The following is a 14,263-nucleotide window of genomic DNA, read 5'->3' on the forward strand; positions in this document are numbered from 1 at the left end:
CATCAGGGGCAGGGCGAACATGAGGGGGGAAATCCTGGGGAAGAAAAACAAAGGGCGCGGGCTGCCAATGTAGCAGCTTCGCGCCCCGGGGGCGGCGGACGGCGCCGCCGCCGCCCGCCCGGCCGGACTCAGTGGAACAGGACCACTGCCTTTTGCAGGGTGATCCAGATGCCCCAGGCCAGCGGGATGCCGACGCAGGCCCAGGCGAACAGCACCAGCACGGCCGGCGTGCGGAAAGTCGAGGCGCCCACGCCGTGGGTTTCGGCGGCGACGGCGCGTTCGTGGGCCAAGGCCTTTTCGCGCGCCAATTCCTCGTCGTTCATGAAGTACTTGGGATTGACCGGACGGATCGCCAGGTTGCAGAGGAAGCCCAGCACCAGCATGCCCGCCAGGATGTACATGGTGATGTCGTACACCTGCGCCCGCGGCACGCCCATGGACAACTGGTATTCGCGGATGTAGTTGACCAGCACCGGGCCGAAGATGCCGGCCGCCGACCACGCCGTCAGCAGGCGGCCATGGATGGCGCCGACCATCTGCGTGCCGAACAGGTCCGCCAGGTAGGCCGGCACCGTGGCGAAGCCGCCGCCATACATCGACAGGATGACGCAGAAGGCCGCCACGAACAGCGCCAGCGCGCCCATGTGCGCAGTCCAGGGAATGGCGGCGTACAGCACGAAGCCGAGCACGAAGAAGATCAGGTAGGTCATCTTGCGGCCGAGCTTGTCCGACAGGCTGGCCCAGAAGAAGCGGCCGCCGATGTTGAACAGGCTGAGCAGCCCGGTGAAGCCCGCGGCGATGGCGGCGATGGCGGCCAACTGGTCTTTGTCGAGCTGGCCGTAGCCCAGCTCCGGCTTGTTGATCAGACCGCCGCCGAACACCTCTTGCAGCAGCGGCGAGGCCATGCCCAGGATGCCGATGCCGGCGGTCACGTTCAGGCACAGCACCAGCCACACCAGCCAGAACTGCGGCACGCCCCAGACCCGTTTCACATGCACGTGGCCCTTGGTGATCATGACGTTGTTGGCATGCTTGGCCGGCGCGGTCCAGCCTTCCGGCTTCCAGCCGGTGGGCGGCACGCGATAGCCGAGCGCGCCCGACATCATGAAGATGAAGTACACCAGCGCCATGCTCAGGAAGGTCTGCCACACGCCTGGCGAGGTGGGCGTGGCGAAGTGGCGCATCAGCAGGTCGGCCAGCGGCGCGCCGATCATGGCGCCGCCGCCGAAGCCCATGATGGCCATGCCGGTCGCCATGCCGCGGCGGTCGGGGAACCACTTGATCAGCGTGCTGACCGGCGAGATGTAGCCCAGGCCCAGGCCGATGCCGCCGATGACGCCGGAGCCCAGCCACAGCATCCACATCTGGTGCAGGTAGACGCCGAAGGCCGAAATCACCAGGCCGCCGCACCAGCACAATGCCGACACCACGCCGGCCTTGCGCGGACCGGCGCGTTCCAGCCAGCCGCCCCACAGCGCCGCCGAGCAGCCCAGCAGCACGAAGAACAGCGTGTACATCCACCCCATGGTGGAGATCTTCCAGTCGCAACTGGTGGTGAACAGCTCGGCGGCCAGGCTCATGTCGGCCGGGCAGGCCAGCGGCTTGGCGCCGCCGATGGCCTTGGACAACGGCAGCCAGAAAACCGAGAAGCCATAGGCCATGCCGATGCACAGGTGGATGGCCAGGGCGGCCGGGGGTACCAGCCAGCGGGAAAAACCCGGCCCGGCGATGGTGCGTTCCTTGTCCAGGAAGCCAGGCTTGGCGCCGGGCAGGTCTAGCGTTGCAGTGCTTTCCATGAGGTCTCCTCGGGGTGCGGCTTTATAGCGTGCGTTGGCTGGAGAAATCCAGTCCCGCCGTCTCTTGTTGAACCCTTTGCTGCGGTAAAGCTTGCTGCGCCCGCGTGCCGTTGCCGGCTCGCGGATCGGCGCGGGCGTGGCGGCCGGTCAGGGCACGCGGGCCCGCGGCGTCAGCCGTTCGCGGTTTTGCGTGACGGCCTCCAGCACCAGCGGATGCAATTGTTCCTGGCCGGCGTCGCCATCGGGCTGGCGCGCCAGGAAGTCCAGCAGCTCGTTGCGCATGCGGGGCTCCCAGAATTTATGAATATGGTTGGCCACGCCTTCGATCGCTTCCGGCCTTACCGGCATGGCTTCGAAGAATTGGCCGATGCGGTTGGCCATGCGGATCAGATTGCCGATTTCCATGCGTGTGTCGGGTCCGGTCTAGGAGGTGATGCGTTCAGGGTGGGAATACAGGGTGGCGTCATCGTCGCGCAGAAAACCCAGCAGCGCGATGCCGGCGCTGTCGGCCAGGCGCACGGCCAGCGCGGTCGGCGCCGAGACTGCCGCCAGCACACCGACGCCGGCGGCGGCGGTTTTCTGCACCATCTCGAAACTGGCGCGGCTCGACACCAGCGCCATGCCGCCCGTGGCGGGCAAGGCCTGGCGCGCCAGTGCGCCGATCAGCTTGTCGAGCGCGTTGTGGCGGCCCACGTCCTCGCGCACCAGGGCCACCGCGCCGCTGGCGTCGGCCCAGCCGGCGGCGTGGGTGGCGCCCGTCAGGTCATGCAGCGCCTGGCGTGCGCGCATGGCGCGCATCGCCCGCAGCACCGCGCCTACCGGCAGCGGCGCGCCGGCCGGTACGGGCGCCACCGGCCGCAGCACCTCGGGCAGCGTCTCCACGCCGCACAGTCCGCAGCCGGTGCGTCCGGCCATGGCGCGGCGGCGCGATTTCAGGCGCGCCTCGCAGGCGCTGGAAATCTCGATCTGCACCACGATGCCGTCGCATTGCGGCAGCACATCGATGCCGCGCACGTCGGCGAGGCGGTCGATGATGCCTTCGGACAGCGAAAAGCCGACGGCGAAGTCCTCCAGGTCGGCGGGCGTGGCCAGCATGGTGGCGTGGCTGATGCCGTTGAACTCCAGCGCCACCGGCGTTTCCTCGGCCAGGCGATCGGCTTCGGCGCCGGGCACGATGGCGCCGGCCCGCACACGGGTCACCTGGGCCGCCGCGTAGTCGGGGCGGGAGGGCGGGGGAGGGGCGCTGTGGTCCATGGCGGGCTCGGCTGTCGGGGTTATTTCCCCGAGGTCACGGCTTCGCTTTCGCGCGAGCGTTCACGCAGCAGCTTCTGCTGGATGTCCGCGAAGCGCGACCATTGCCGTTGCCATTCCGACGGCTGGGACACGCGCGTGACCTGCACGGCCGTGACCTTGTACTCGGGGCAGTTGGTGGCCCAGTCGGAACTGTCGGTGGTGACGACGTTGGCGCCGGACTCCGGGAAGTGGAAGGTGGTATATACCACGCCCGGCTGCACCCGGTCGGTCAGGGTCGCGCGCAGCACCGTTTCGCCCGCGCGGCTCTGGATGCCGACCCAATCGCCTTCATTGACGCCGCGGTCCTCGGCATCCTGCGGATGGATCTCCAGCACATCCTCGCTGTGCCACATGACGTTGGGTGTGCGGCGGGTCTGCGCGCCCACGTTGTATTGCGACAGGATGCGGCCGGTGGTCAGCAACAGCGGGAAGCGGCGCGTGCTGCGTTCGTCGGTCGGCACATACTTGGTGATCATGAACTTGCCCTTGCCGCGCACGAAGCTGTCGATGTGCATGATCGGCGTGCCCTCGGGCGCGTCGTCGTTGCAGGGCCATTGCAGGCTGCCGAGCTTGTCCAGCTTGTCGTAGCTGACGCCGCTGAAGGTCGGCGTCAGGCGCGCGATTTCTTCCATGATCTCGCGCGGATGGCGGTAGTTCATGGGGTAGCCCAGCGCGTTGGACAGCGCCACGGTCACTTCCCAGTCGGACTTGCCGTTCTTCGGTTCCATCACCTTGCGCACGCGCGAGATGCGGCGCTCGGCGTTGGTGAAGGTGCCGTCCTTTTCCAGGAACGACGAACCCGGCAGGAACACATGCGCGTACTTGGCGGTCTCGTTCAGGAACAGATCCTGCACCACGATGCATTCCATGGCCGCCAGCGAGGCCGCCACGTGCTGCGTGTTGGGATCGGACTGCACGATGTCCTCGCCCTGGCAGTACAGGCCCTTGAAGGTGCCGCCCAGCGCGGCCTCGAACATGTTGGGAATGCGCAGGCCGGGCTCGGGTTGCAGCGTCACGCCCCAGTCCCGCTCGAACTGCGCCCGCACCGAGTCGTCGGAGATGTGGCGGTACCCCGGCAGTTCGTGCGGGAACGAGCCCATGTCGCACGAACCCTGCACGTTGTTCTGGCCGCGCAGCGGGTTCACGCCCACGCCTTCGCGGCCGACGTTTCCGGTGGCCATGGCCAGGTTGGCGATCGCCATCACGGTAGTCGAGCCCTGGCTGTGCTCGGTCACGCCCAGGCCGTAGTAGATCGAGCCGTTGCCGCCAGTGGCGAACAGGCGCGCCGCGCCGCGCACCGCCTGGGCTGGCACGCCGGTGATCTCGGCCATGGCCTCGGGCGAGTTCTCGGGCAGCGACACGAAGTCGCGCCATTCCTGGAAGGCCTTGGCCTCGCAGCGCTCGGCCACATAGGCCTCGTCGATCAGGCCTTCGGTGGCGATCACGTGGGCCATTGACGACAGCAGCGCGGTGTTGGTGCCGGGCCGCACCTGCAGGTGGAAGTCGGCCTTGATGTGCGGCGAGCTCACCAGTTCGATGCGGCGCGGGTCGATCACGATCAGCCGCGCGCCCTGGCGCAGGCGGCGCTTCAGGCGCGAGGCGAACACCGGGTGGCCGCTGGACGGGTTGGCGCCCATGACGATCACCACGTCGGTGTGCATCACCGAGTCGAAGGTCTGGGTGCCGGCGGATTCACCGAGGGTCTGCTTCAGGCCGTAGCCGGTGGGCGAATGGCAGACGCGGGCGCAGGTGTCGACGTTGTTGGTGCCGAAGGCGGCGCGCACCAGCTTCTGCACCAGCCAGGTTTCTTCGTTGGTGCAGCGCGACGAGGTGATGCCGCCGACCGCGTCGCGGCCGTACTGGCCCTGGATGCGGCGGAATTCCGAGGCGGCGTAGTCGATCGCCTCTTCCCACGACACTTCCTTCCAGGAGTCGGTGATGTGCTTGCGGATCATCGGCTTGAGCACGCGTTCCTTGTGGGTCGCGTAGCCCCAGGCGAAACGGCCCTTGACGCAGGAGTGGCCGCGGTTGGCCTGGCCGTCCTTCCACGGCACCATGCGCACCACTTCCTGGCCCTTCATCTCGGCCTTGAAGCCGCAGCCCACGCCGCAATAGGCACAGGTGGTGACCACCGAATGCTCGGCCTGGCCCATCATGATGACGGTCTTTTCCTGCAGGGTGGAGGTCGGACAGGCCTGCACGCAGGCGCCGCAGGACACGCATTCGCTGTCCAGGAACGGCTGGTCCTGCCCCGGCGACACGCGCGACTCGAAGCCCTTGCCGGAAATGGTCAGCGCGAAGGTGCCCTGGGTTTCCTCGCAGGCGCGCACGCAGCGGTTGCAGACGATGCACTTGGACGGGTCATAGGTGAAGTACGGGTTGGATTCGTCTTTCTCGCTCTTGAGGTGGTTGGCGCCGTCGTAGCCGTAGCGCACGTTGCGCAGGCCCACCACGCCGGCCATGTCCTGCAACTCGCAGTCGCCATTGGCCGGACAGGTCAGGCAGTCCAGCGGGTGGTCGGAGATGTACAGCTCCATCACGCCGCGCCGCAGGTCGTGCAGCTTGGGCGTTTCGGTAAAGACCACCATGCCGTTCTCGGCCGGCGTGGTGCACGAGGCGGGATAGCCGCGGCGGCCCTCGATCTGCACCAGGCACAGGCGGCAAGAGCCGAACGGCTCCAGGCTGTCGGTGGCGCACAGCTTGGGGATGTTGATGCCGGCCTCGGCGGCCGCGCGCATCAGCGAGGTGCCCTCGGCCACGGTGATCTCCTGGCCGTCGATGGTCAGGGTGACGGTTTTTTCGGACACCCGCGCCGGGGTGCCCAGATCGCGGTCGCGCTTGATGACGGTTTCTAGCATGGCGGTCTCGGATTCAGGCGGGGTGGGCGGCGGATTGCGAGGACTCGATGCCGAAGTCCTGCGGGAAGTGGTTCAGCGCCGACAGCACCGGGTAGGGCGCCATGCCCCCCAGCGCGCACAGCGATCCGCCCAGCATGGTGTCGCACAGGTCGCGCAGCAGATGCACCTGCTGTTCGCGTCCCGGGCCGCCGGCGGCGATCTTGTCGATGGTTTCCACGCCGCGGGTCGAACCGATGCGACAGGGCGTGCACTTGCCACAGGACTCGATGGCGCAAAATTCCATGGCATAGCGCGCCATGCGCGCCATGTCGACGCTGTCGTCGAACGCCACCAGGCCGCCGTGGCCGATCATGGCCGAGATCTGCACATAAGCTTCGTAGTCCAGCGGCACGTCCCACTGCGATTCCGGCAGGTAGGCGCCGAGCGGGCCGCCGACCTGCACCGCGCGCAGCGGCCGGCCCGAGGCGCTGCCGCCGCCGAAGGTGTACAGCAGGTCGCGCAGGCTCAGGCCGAAGGCTTTTTCCACCAGCCCGCCCCGCTTTAGGTTGCCGGCCAGCTGGAACGGCAGCGTGCCGTGCGAGCGGCCCACGCCATAGTCGCGGTAATAGGCCGCGCCCTTGGCCAGGATGATCGGCACGGAGGCCAGCGAGATCACGTTGTTGATCACGGTGGGCTTGCCGAACAGGCCCGAGATTGCCGGCAGCGGCGGCTTGGCGCGCACCACGCCGCGCTTGCCCTCGATGCTTTCGAGCAGCGAGGTTTCCTCGCCACAGATATAGGCGCCGGCGCCCTTGCGCACTTCCAGGTCGAAGCGGCGGCCGCTGCCGTGCACGTCGTCGCCCAGCCAGCCGACACCGCGCGCGCGTTCGATGGCGGCTTCGAGCGTGGCGATGGCGTGCGGGTACTCGGAGCGCACGTAGATATAGCCGTAGGTCGCGCCCACCGCCAGGCCGGCGATGGTCATGCCCTCGATCAGCACGTAGGGGTCGCCTTCCATCAGCAGGCGGTCGGCGAAGGTGCCTGAATCGCCCTCGTCGGCGTTGCAGACGATGTATTTGCGGTCGGCCGGCGAGCCCAGCACGGTCTGCCACTTGATGCCGGTGGGGAAGGCCGCGCCGCCGCGCCCGCGCAGGCCCGAGCTGATCATCTCCTGGACAATGGCGGCCGGCTCCATGGCCAGCGCGCGCTTCAGGCCCTGCAGGCCGCCGTGCGCGGCGTAGTCCTGCAGCGACAGCGGATCGATCACGCCGACGCGGGCGAAGGTCAGGCGTTCCTGCTGCTTGAGATAGGGGATTTCCTCGGTCAGGCCCTGGCGCAGCGGGTGGTCGCCGCCGCCGAGCCAGCCGGCGTCGAACAGCGCCGGCACGTCCTCGGGCTGCACCGGACCGTAGGCCAGGCGGCCTTCGGGCGTGGCGATCTCCACCAGCGGTTCCAGCCACAGCAGGCCGCGCGAACCGTTGCGCACCACCTGCACGGCCAGGCCGCGTTCATCGGCGGCCAGCTCGATGGCGGCGGCCACGGCATCGGCGTCCATGGCCAGCGCCGCGGCGTCGCGCGGCACGTAGATCAGGGTAGGGGCGGTCATTGGCCGGCCTCCCGGACGCGATGCAGCAGGCGGTCGAGCTTGGCCGGCGTGACGCGGGCATGCGGCTGGCCATCCAGCATCACCGCCGGCGACTGGGCGCACAGGCCCAGGCAGTACACCGGCTCCAGCGTGAAGTCGCCATCGCGCGTGCTGGCGTGGAAATCACAGCCCAGCGCCTGGCGCGCGTGGTCGGCCAGTTGTTCGCCGCCCATCGCCTGGCAGGATTCGGCGCGGCACACTTCCAGGGTATGACGGCCGGCGGGTTCGCTGCGGAAATGCGGGTAGAAGGTGATAACGCCGTGGACCTCGGCGCGGGACAGGTTCAGGGCCTCGGCGATGGTCTGCACCGCCTCGGCCGGAATACAGCCCAGTTCATGCTGCACCGCATGCAGCACCGGCAGCAGGGGGCCGGGCTGGTCTTGCAGGCGGGCCAGGATGCGGGCGGTAACCGCCACCGCGGGGCGGGCGGACGCCTGGGCGGCGTCCAGGGCCATGGCGCCGCCACGGGCGCCGCCGGTGGAAGCCAGATCGGATTTTGCCTCGCGCTGACGCATGGCGGTCTCCTCCAGTAGTGCTGGGACCCCGTAGGGAGGGGGTTCTGTTGCGATGGGGCGTCAGGTCGATTTATATGAAAAGAAAAACATATTAATTTCCTGCGCCCTGCGTTATTTGTGTACTCTAAACAGGTAATTAATCGCCTTCAATAAGAAATAAATGACATATAAGTTCCGACTCGGTCTGCGGCCGCAATGGACGTTGGGTGGAGACGACGGGGCGCCGGTGCCGCTGCAGGACATGCTGGCGCTGCTGGCCGCCATTGATGCCACCGGTAATATCGCTGGCGCCTGTCGCGCCTGCGATCTGTCATACCGCCACGCCTGGGGCGTGCTGCGGCGGTTCGAAGGCATCTTCGGCACCCAATTGCTGATCACCAACCGCCGCCAGGGCACGCAGCTGTCGCCGTTCGCGCAGCGCCTGCTGTGGGCCAACCGCCGCATCGAGGCGCGGCTGATGCCCACGCTCGACAGCATGGCGTCCGAACTGCAGGAGGAATTGGCGCGGCTGCTGCCCGAAAACGGCCCCCATCTGCGGCTGCACGCCAGCCACGGTTTCGCGGTCGAGTCCCTGATGGAACACATGGGCGGGCGCAAGCCCGGGCTGGAACTGCGCTACCGCACCGCGATCGAGGCGCTGGCCTCGCTTGAACGGCACGAGTGCGACCTGGCCGGCTTCCAGGTGCCGCTGGGCGACTTCGAGGCGCCCATCATGGACCGCTACGCACAGTGGCTGCACGCAGACGAATACCTGCTGATCCACCTGGCGGTGCGCAATACCGGACTGTTCGTCATGGCCGGCAACCCCAAGCGCATCGCCGGCATGGCCGATCTGGCACGCCAGGACGTGCGCTTCGTCAACCGCCAGATCGGCTCCAGCACCCGCTACCTGGTCAGCCTGATGCTGCAGCGCGCCGGGGTTTCGATCAGCGAGGTGCAGGGTTATGAAACCAACGAATTCACTCACATGGCGATCGCCGCGCACATCGCCAGCGGCATGGCCGACACGGGCGTCGGCGTGGAGACCGCCGCCTGCCGTTTCGGCCTGGACTTCATTCCGCTGGTGCGCGAGCGCTATTTCTTCGCCATCCGCAAGGGCGCGCTGGAAACCCCCGCCATGCAGGACCTGCTGTCCATCATGCGCAGCCCCGACTACGTCGGTTATGTCGGCCAATTGGTCGGCTACGACGCCCGCGACACCGGTCGGCTGCAGACCCTGGAAGAGGCTTTCGCCTGAGCGCGCCGCCGCGGGCGCCGGGCTATGATGTTCCCATGAGCAAAGTGATCCTCCTTGCCGATCGCCGCACCGAACGGCCGGCGCCCGTCGCGCCGCCGGCCGCGGGCCAGCCCGCGCTCGACCGGCGCGCGCGCCCGCTGCGCGACCTGCGCATCTCGGTCACGGACCGCTGCAATTTCCGCTGTACCTACTGCATGCCGCGCGAGGTGTTCGACACCGACTACGTCTTCATGCGCCACTCGGACCTGCTGTCGTTCGAAGAGATTGCGCGCCTGGCCGGTGTCTTCACCCGCCTGGGCGTCGAGAAGATCCGCCTGACGGGCGGCGAACCGTTGCTGCGCAAGCATGTGGAAAACCTGGTCGGCCTGCTGTCGCAGCTGCGCACGCCCGCCGGCCGGCCGCTCGAGCTGACGCTCACCACCAATGGCAGCCTGCTCGAACGCAAGGCCGCGGTGCTCAAGGAAGCGGGGCTGAACCGGGTCACGGTCAGCCTGGACGCGCTGGATGCGGCCATGTTCCAGGACATGAGCGACAGCGGCTTCACCCCCGACGACGTGCTGCGTGGCGTCGATGCCGCCGCCGCGGCCGGGCTGGCGCCGGTAAAAGTGAACATGGTGGTGCGGCGCGGCCTGAACGACGCGCAGATCCTGCCGATGGCCGAGCGCTTTCGCGGCAGCGGCCACATCCTGCGCTTTATCGAATACATGGATGTGGGCAACACCAACGGCTGGAACCTGACCGAAGTGGTGCCCAGCGCGCAAGTGCTGGCGCGCATCGGCGAGGTCTACCCGCTCGAACCGATAGCCGCCGATGGCATGGGCCGCGTCGCCGAACGCTGGCGCTATCGCGACGGCGCCGGCGAGATCGGCGTCATCTCCAGCGTCACCCAGGCCTTCTGCGGCGGTTGTACGCGCGTGCGCCTGTCGCCGGAAGGCAAGCTGTTCCTGTGCCTGTTCGGGCACGAAGGCCACGACCTGCGCGCGCCGCTGCGCGACGGCGCCAGCGACGACGAGCTGGCCGCCATCCTCACGGGCATCTGGGCCGTCCGCGGCGACAACTATTCCGAGCAGCGCGGCCGCAACATGGCCGACCCCGCGCGCAAAGTCGAGATGAGCTACATCGGTGGCTGAGACGTTCCCCGCGCTCGACCGGCAACAGGTGGCCGGCCTGATCCTGGCCGGCGGCCAGGGTTCGCGCATGCAGGGCAACGACAAGGGACTGGCCACGCTGCGCGGCGAACCGCTGGTGGCGCACGTGGCGCGGCGCCTGGCGCCGCAGGTCGGGACGCTCATCGTCAGCGCCAATCGCAATGCCGATCGCTACGCCCGCTATGGCCGGGTGGTGGCCGACGATACCGATGCGCTGGGCGCGTGGCAGGGGCCGCTGGCCGGCCTTGCCGCCGGCCTGGCTGCCGCCGCGTCATGCGCATGGCTCGTGGTGACGCCGTGCGACACCCCGTTCCTGCCTGCCGACCTGGCCCAACGCCTGATCGCGGCGGCGCAAGCGGCGGGCGCGCCCCTGGCCTATGCGATGGCTGGCGGCCAGCGCCATCCGGCCTGCATGGCGTTGCGCACCTCGCTGCTGCCGACGCTGCGCGACTATCTCGCGGCCGGCGAACGCAAGGTCGGCCTGTGGCAGTCACGCGTGGGAGGCGTGGGCGCGCCGTTCGATGACGCGCCCGGCGCATTCATGAACCTGAACACGCCCGAGGAACTGGCGGCCGCCGAGCGCTACGCCAGCCAGTGACGCAGGTCGTAGTAGGGCACGCGGTCGCCGTCCTGCACCTGCACGCCCGCGGGCAGGCGCGCCAGCCCGGTCGACCACGGCAATGAACTGATCACCCCGGAACCCTGGTGGCCGTACGGCACCAGTTCGGCGTTGCCGTCATCGGCGGCGCGGCGCTGCACGCGCAGGAATTCCTCGCGGCTGTCCTGGCGCGGATGCTCGGTGCGCAGCGGCAGCCGGCTGACCGGCGGGAACAGCTCGGCGCGGCCCTGCATGCGGCGCACCAGCGGCGACACCAGCATGGCGAACACCGCATAGGCCGAGACCGGATTGCCCGGCAGGCTCACCACCGGTTTGTCGCCGATCATCGCCAGCGCCACCGGCTTGCCCGGTTTCATGCGCACCTTCCACAACGACAGCTCGCCGCCGAGCGCGGCCAGCGCCGGCTTGACCAGGTCGCGCTCGCCGACCGACACGCCGCCCACGCTCAGTACCAGGTCGCATTCGGCCAACAGCGCCTTGAAGGCGCCGCGCAGGTCGTCCTCGGTGTCGCGCGCATGCAGCACCAGGGCGGGTTCGGCGCCCATGCCGCGCACCAGCGCGGCCAGCATCGGGCCGTTCGAGTTGTAGATCTGCGCCGGCTCGCGCGGGCCGCCAGGGGCGACAAGTTCGTCGCCAGTGGTCAGGATGCCGACCCGCAGGCGGCCATACACCGGCACGCTGGCCAGGCCTTGGGAGGCCAGCAGCGCCACATGGGCGGCGTGCAACGGCGTGCCAGCGGCCAGCAGCGGGGCGCCGGCCAGGGTGTCCTCGCCGCGCCGGCGGATATGCTGGCCGGGACGCGGCTCGCGCGTGATCTCAACCTGCTCGTCGGCCTCGTGCGTGTCTTCCTGCATCACCACCACGTCGGCGCCGTCGGGAATCAGGCTGCCGGTGAACAGGCGGATGACGTGGCCGGGTTTGAGCGGCTGTGGCGTGTCGCCGGCGTAGCAGCGCTGCTGGACCGGCAGGCGCGCGCCCGGCCGCCAATCGGCCAGGCGCAAGGCATAGCCGTCCATGGCGCTGTTATCGGCCGGGGGAATGTCCACGGTGGCGGCGAGGTCGGCTGCCAGCACGCGACCCGGCGCTTCGTCCAGGCCGACATGTTCACGGCGCGCGAGAGGGGCGGCCGCGTTGGCCAGCAAGGTCTGGGCTTGGTCGAAATCCAGCATGGGTATCAGTGGTCTTGGTCGCGGGGTTGGAGATGCGTGGCGAAATTGCAGGGGCGGTGGCTGCTGTCGAGCTGTTCGCGGATGATGCGGTTCCAGGCGGTGTCGCAGGCATTGTTCGAGCCGGGCAGGCAGAACAGCAGCGTCTGGTTGGCCGAGCCGGCGAAGGCGCGCGACTGGATGGTCGAGCTGCCGATTTCCTCGTACGAGATCTGGCGGAACAATTCGCCGAAGCCGGGAATCTCGCGGTCCAGCAGCGGCAGGATGGCCTGCGGCACGTGATCGCCGTGCGAGAAGCCGGTGCCGCCGGTGGTCAGGATGACCTGCACCTCGGGGTCCGCGATCCAGTCGCTGATGACGCGGCGGATCTGGTAGACGTTGTCCTTGGATATGTCGCGCCGCACGCACTGGTGGCCCGCCTGCGCCAGGCTGTTGGCCAGCAGGTTGCCGGACGTGTCGTCGCCGGCGCTGCGGGTGTCGCTGACCGTCAGCACGGCGCAGGCCAGCGAAACGGGGGAGGCGTCGTTCATGGAGTCTCCTTGGGGGGCGGGGTGTCGGCGTCCCAGGACTGCGTGCGGTCCTGGTCGGATTGGCGCTGTTCCACCCAGAAGCTGTCGCCACCCGCGAGGGTTTCGCGCTTCCAGAAGGGCGCGCGGGTCTTGAGCGCGTCGATGATGAATTCGCAGCCGCGGAAGGCATCGCCGCGATGGGCGCTGGCGGCGGCCACGAACACGATCTGGGCATTGCGGGCGAGGGCGCCGACCCGGTGCACGATCACGGTGCCGTCCAGGTTCCAGCGCGCGCGGGCGGTGGCGGCGATGTCTTCGAGCTCGCGCTCGCACATGCCGGGGTAGTGTTCCAGGTAGAGCGTGTCGGTGGGCGTGTCCGGCGCGTAGTCGCGCACATAGCCCACGAAGGTGACGATGCCGCCCACGCCCGGCCCGGCGCTGGCGCGCAGGGCGGCGGTGAGCGCGGCGCCGTCGAAGTCGGCTTCCTGCACGATGACCATGGCGTTCAGCCTCCGGTGACCGGTTCGAACACCGCGACCTCGTCGCCCGCGCGGATCGGCGCCGACGGCTTGGCGTGGGTCTGGTTGATGGCCAGCTTCAGGCGCGCGGCCGGGGCCAGCTGCGGATAGCGCTCGCCGAGCGCGGCCAGCAACTGCGCGCCGGTGGACGCGCCGTCCAGCGGCCAGGCTTCGGCGCGCTTGCCGACCAGTTCGGCCACGCGGGCGAAATACAGCAGGTTAATCGTTGCGCCATTCACCGCTTTTACCTCCCGCCTTGTACTTCAGGCGAACTTGTTCGATCACGATGCCCTTGTCGGCGGCCTTGCACATGTCGTAGATGGTGAGCGCGGCGACGCTGCAGGCGGTCATGGCTTCCATTTCGACGCCGGTCTTGTAGCTGGTGCGGCAGGTGGCCAGGACGTCGATGCGGTGCGACGCGTCGTCCAGCGCGAATTCGACGCCGACGAACGACAGCGGCAGGCTGTGGCACAGGGGGATGAGCTCGGCGCAGCGCTTGGCCGCCAGGATGGCGGCGACGCGCGCGGTGTTGAGCACTTCGCCCTTGCCCTGGCCGGGCTGGGTCAGCAGGCCATAGGCGACCGCGTTCATGCGGACGCTGGCGGTGGCGATGGCGACGCGCTCGGTGTCGGTCTTGCCGATGACGTCGACCATGCGGACCTGGCCGGCTTCATCCAGGTGGCTCAGGGTGGGGGCGGGCGTGGACATGAGGAATCGGGATCGAGAATTGTTAATGATTGAAAAGAGCGGTCCCGGCAGGCCGTGGCGGGCCGCTGATACGCCTATGATAGACGAGCCGCCGCCCGCCGCGCCTTGAGAAAAGCCAAGCGCGGCGGCATCGGCCGCGCCGCGCCTGGCGCGGCCAGCCACCCCGGCCGCGAGACCGGCGCCCGGTGCGCATCGCCGCACGGTGCCGGCGGCGCGCGCTTTCGTGCCCCCGCGGGGGCATTTTCGTTGCCGGCGGCCGACTGCAAAAAGCC

Annotated in this window: 14 protein-coding genes; 3 read left to right on the forward strand and 11 right to left on the reverse strand. The window is 68.8% G+C overall.

Translation table 11 applies throughout. From position 1 onward, the window contains the following. Positions 1-128 precede the first annotated feature (128 nt). The 6 genes from HV701_RS13885 to HV701_RS13910 all read right to left on the reverse strand — a co-directional run bounded on the left by HV701_RS13885 (position 129) and on the right by HV701_RS13910 (position 8,086). The gene (locus HV701_RS13885; protein ID WP_175133601.1) at positions 129-1,796 is read right to left on the reverse strand and encodes an OFA family MFS transporter; all 1,668 of its coding nucleotides are present in this window, start codon (positions 1,794-1,796) and stop codon (positions 129-131) included. 147 nt (positions 1,797-1,943) lie between these two features. Further along, entirely contained in the window at positions 1,944-2,201 is a 258-nt protein-coding gene (locus HV701_RS13890) for a formate dehydrogenase subunit delta (protein WP_175133602.1), read from the reverse strand. Between the two features lie 18 nt (positions 2,202-2,219). Next, entirely contained in the window at positions 2,220-3,050 is an 831-nt protein-coding gene (gene fdhD / locus HV701_RS13895; protein ID WP_175133603.1) for a formate dehydrogenase accessory sulfurtransferase FdhD, read from the reverse strand. A gap of 20 nt (positions 3,051-3,070) precedes the next feature. After that, positions 3,071-5,947 carry a formate dehydrogenase subunit alpha gene (fdhF, locus tag HV701_RS13900; RefSeq protein WP_175133604.1) on the reverse strand — a complete coding sequence of 959 codons (2,877 nt, stop codon included), beginning with the start codon at positions 5,945-5,947 and terminating at the stop codon, positions 3,071-3,073. Positions 5,948-5,960: 13 nt separating this feature from the next. Next, a complete protein-coding gene (locus HV701_RS13905) occupies positions 5,961-7,532 on the reverse strand; it encodes a formate dehydrogenase beta subunit (protein ID WP_175133605.1) in 1,572 nt (523 codons plus the stop codon). After that, a complete protein-coding gene (locus HV701_RS13910) occupies positions 7,529-8,086 on the reverse strand; it encodes a formate dehydrogenase subunit gamma (RefSeq protein ID WP_175133606.1) in 558 nt (185 codons plus the stop codon). Before HV701_RS13910 ends, HV701_RS13905 begins: the two co-directional genes overlap by 4 nt. 160 nt (positions 8,087-8,246) lie before the next feature. On the opposite strand from HV701_RS13910, the gene HV701_RS13915 reads away from it, so the two are divergent. From HV701_RS13915 to mobA, 3 genes are read left to right on the forward strand one after another with little or no spacing between them, the layout of a single operon-like run. Beyond that, positions 8,247-9,323 carry a substrate-binding domain-containing protein gene (locus tag HV701_RS13915; RefSeq protein ID WP_175133607.1) on the forward strand — a complete coding sequence of 359 codons (1,077 nt, stop codon included), beginning with the start codon at positions 8,247-8,249 and terminating at the stop codon, positions 9,321-9,323. A 35-nt stretch (positions 9,324-9,358) separates the two neighbouring features. Continuing rightward, positions 9,359-10,453, forward strand: a complete 1,095-nt coding sequence (moaA, locus tag HV701_RS13920) for a GTP 3',8-cyclase MoaA (RefSeq protein WP_175133608.1) — start codon at positions 9,359-9,361, stop codon at positions 10,451-10,453. Next, on the forward strand, positions 10,446-11,069 hold the full coding sequence (mobA, locus tag HV701_RS13925; RefSeq protein WP_175133609.1) for a molybdenum cofactor guanylyltransferase MobA: 624 nt from the start codon (positions 10,446-10,448) through the stop codon (positions 11,067-11,069). The genes moaA and mobA overlap by 8 nt, the downstream gene beginning before the upstream one ends. Here the strand turns inward: mobA and HV701_RS13930 are convergent. From HV701_RS13930 to moaC, 5 genes are read right to left on the reverse strand one after another with little or no spacing between them, the layout of a single operon-like run. Next, a complete protein-coding gene (locus HV701_RS13930; protein ID WP_175133610.1) occupies positions 11,054-12,259 on the reverse strand; it encodes a molybdopterin molybdotransferase MoeA in 1,206 nt (401 codons plus the stop codon). The two genes, mobA and HV701_RS13930, sit on opposite strands and share 16 nt — an antisense overlap. Positions 12,260-12,264: 5 nt before the next feature. Beyond that, entirely contained in the window at positions 12,265-12,786 is a 522-nt protein-coding gene (moaB, locus tag HV701_RS13935) for a molybdenum cofactor biosynthesis protein B (protein ID WP_175133611.1), read from the reverse strand. Continuing rightward, positions 12,783-13,265, reverse strand: a complete 483-nt coding sequence (locus HV701_RS13940; RefSeq protein ID WP_049075647.1) for a molybdenum cofactor biosynthesis protein MoaE — start codon at positions 13,263-13,265, stop codon at positions 12,783-12,785. The genes moaB and HV701_RS13940 overlap by 4 nt, the downstream gene beginning before the upstream one ends. Before the next feature lie 5 nt (positions 13,266-13,270). Further along, complete coding sequence (locus HV701_RS13945) at positions 13,271-13,522, reverse strand: MoaD/ThiS family protein (protein ID WP_175133612.1); 252 nt, start codon at positions 13,520-13,522, stop codon at positions 13,271-13,273. Next, complete coding sequence (gene moaC, locus HV701_RS13950; protein ID WP_175133613.1) at positions 13,503-13,991, reverse strand: cyclic pyranopterin monophosphate synthase MoaC; 489 nt, start codon at positions 13,989-13,991, stop codon at positions 13,503-13,505. The genes HV701_RS13945 and moaC overlap by 20 nt, the downstream gene beginning before the upstream one ends. Positions 13,992-14,263 lie beyond the last annotated feature (272 nt).

This window comes from Achromobacter pulmonis (genome assembly GCF_902859765.1).
In the GTDB taxonomy this organism is placed as follows: Bacteria; Pseudomonadota; Gammaproteobacteria; order Burkholderiales; family Burkholderiaceae_B; genus Achromobacter; species Achromobacter pulmonis.

Excerpts from the sequence above, each read along its gene's own strand:
- HV701_RS13885 (WP_175133601.1), bottom strand. The coding sequence starts at position 1,796 with ATGGAAAGCACTGCAACGCTAGACCTGCCCGGCGCCAAGCCTGGCTTC.
- HV701_RS13890 (WP_175133602.1), bottom strand. The coding sequence starts at position 2,201 with ATGGAAATCGGCAATCTGATCCGCATGGCCAACCGCATCGGCCAATTC.
- fdhD (WP_175133603.1), bottom strand. The coding sequence starts at position 3,050 with ATGGACCACAGCGCCCCTCCCCCGCCCTCCCGCCCCGACTACGCGGCG.
- fdhF (WP_175133604.1), bottom strand. The coding sequence starts at position 5,947 with ATGCTAGAAACCGTCATCAAGCGCGACCGCGATCTGGGCACCCCGGCG.
- HV701_RS13905 (WP_175133605.1), bottom strand. The coding sequence starts at position 7,532 with ATGACCGCCCCTACCCTGATCTACGTGCCGCGCGACGCCGCGGCGCTG.
- HV701_RS13910 (WP_175133606.1), bottom strand. The coding sequence starts at position 8,086 with ATGCGTCAGCGCGAGGCAAAATCCGATCTGGCTTCCACCGGCGGCGCC.
- HV701_RS13915 (WP_175133607.1), top strand. The coding sequence starts at position 8,247 with ATGACATATAAGTTCCGACTCGGTCTGCGGCCGCAATGGACGTTGGGT.
- moaA (WP_175133608.1), top strand. The coding sequence starts at position 9,359 with ATGAGCAAAGTGATCCTCCTTGCCGATCGCCGCACCGAACGGCCGGCG.
- HV701_RS13930 (WP_175133610.1), bottom strand. The coding sequence starts at position 12,259 with ATGCTGGATTTCGACCAAGCCCAGACCTTGCTGGCCAACGCGGCCGCC.
- moaB (WP_175133611.1), bottom strand. The coding sequence starts at position 12,786 with ATGAACGACGCCTCCCCCGTTTCGCTGGCCTGCGCCGTGCTGACGGTC.
- HV701_RS13940 (WP_049075647.1), bottom strand. The coding sequence starts at position 13,265 with ATGGTCATCGTGCAGGAAGCCGACTTCGACGGCGCCGCGCTCACCGCC.
- moaC (WP_175133613.1), bottom strand. The coding sequence starts at position 13,991 with ATGTCCACGCCCGCCCCCACCCTGAGCCACCTGGATGAAGCCGGCCAG.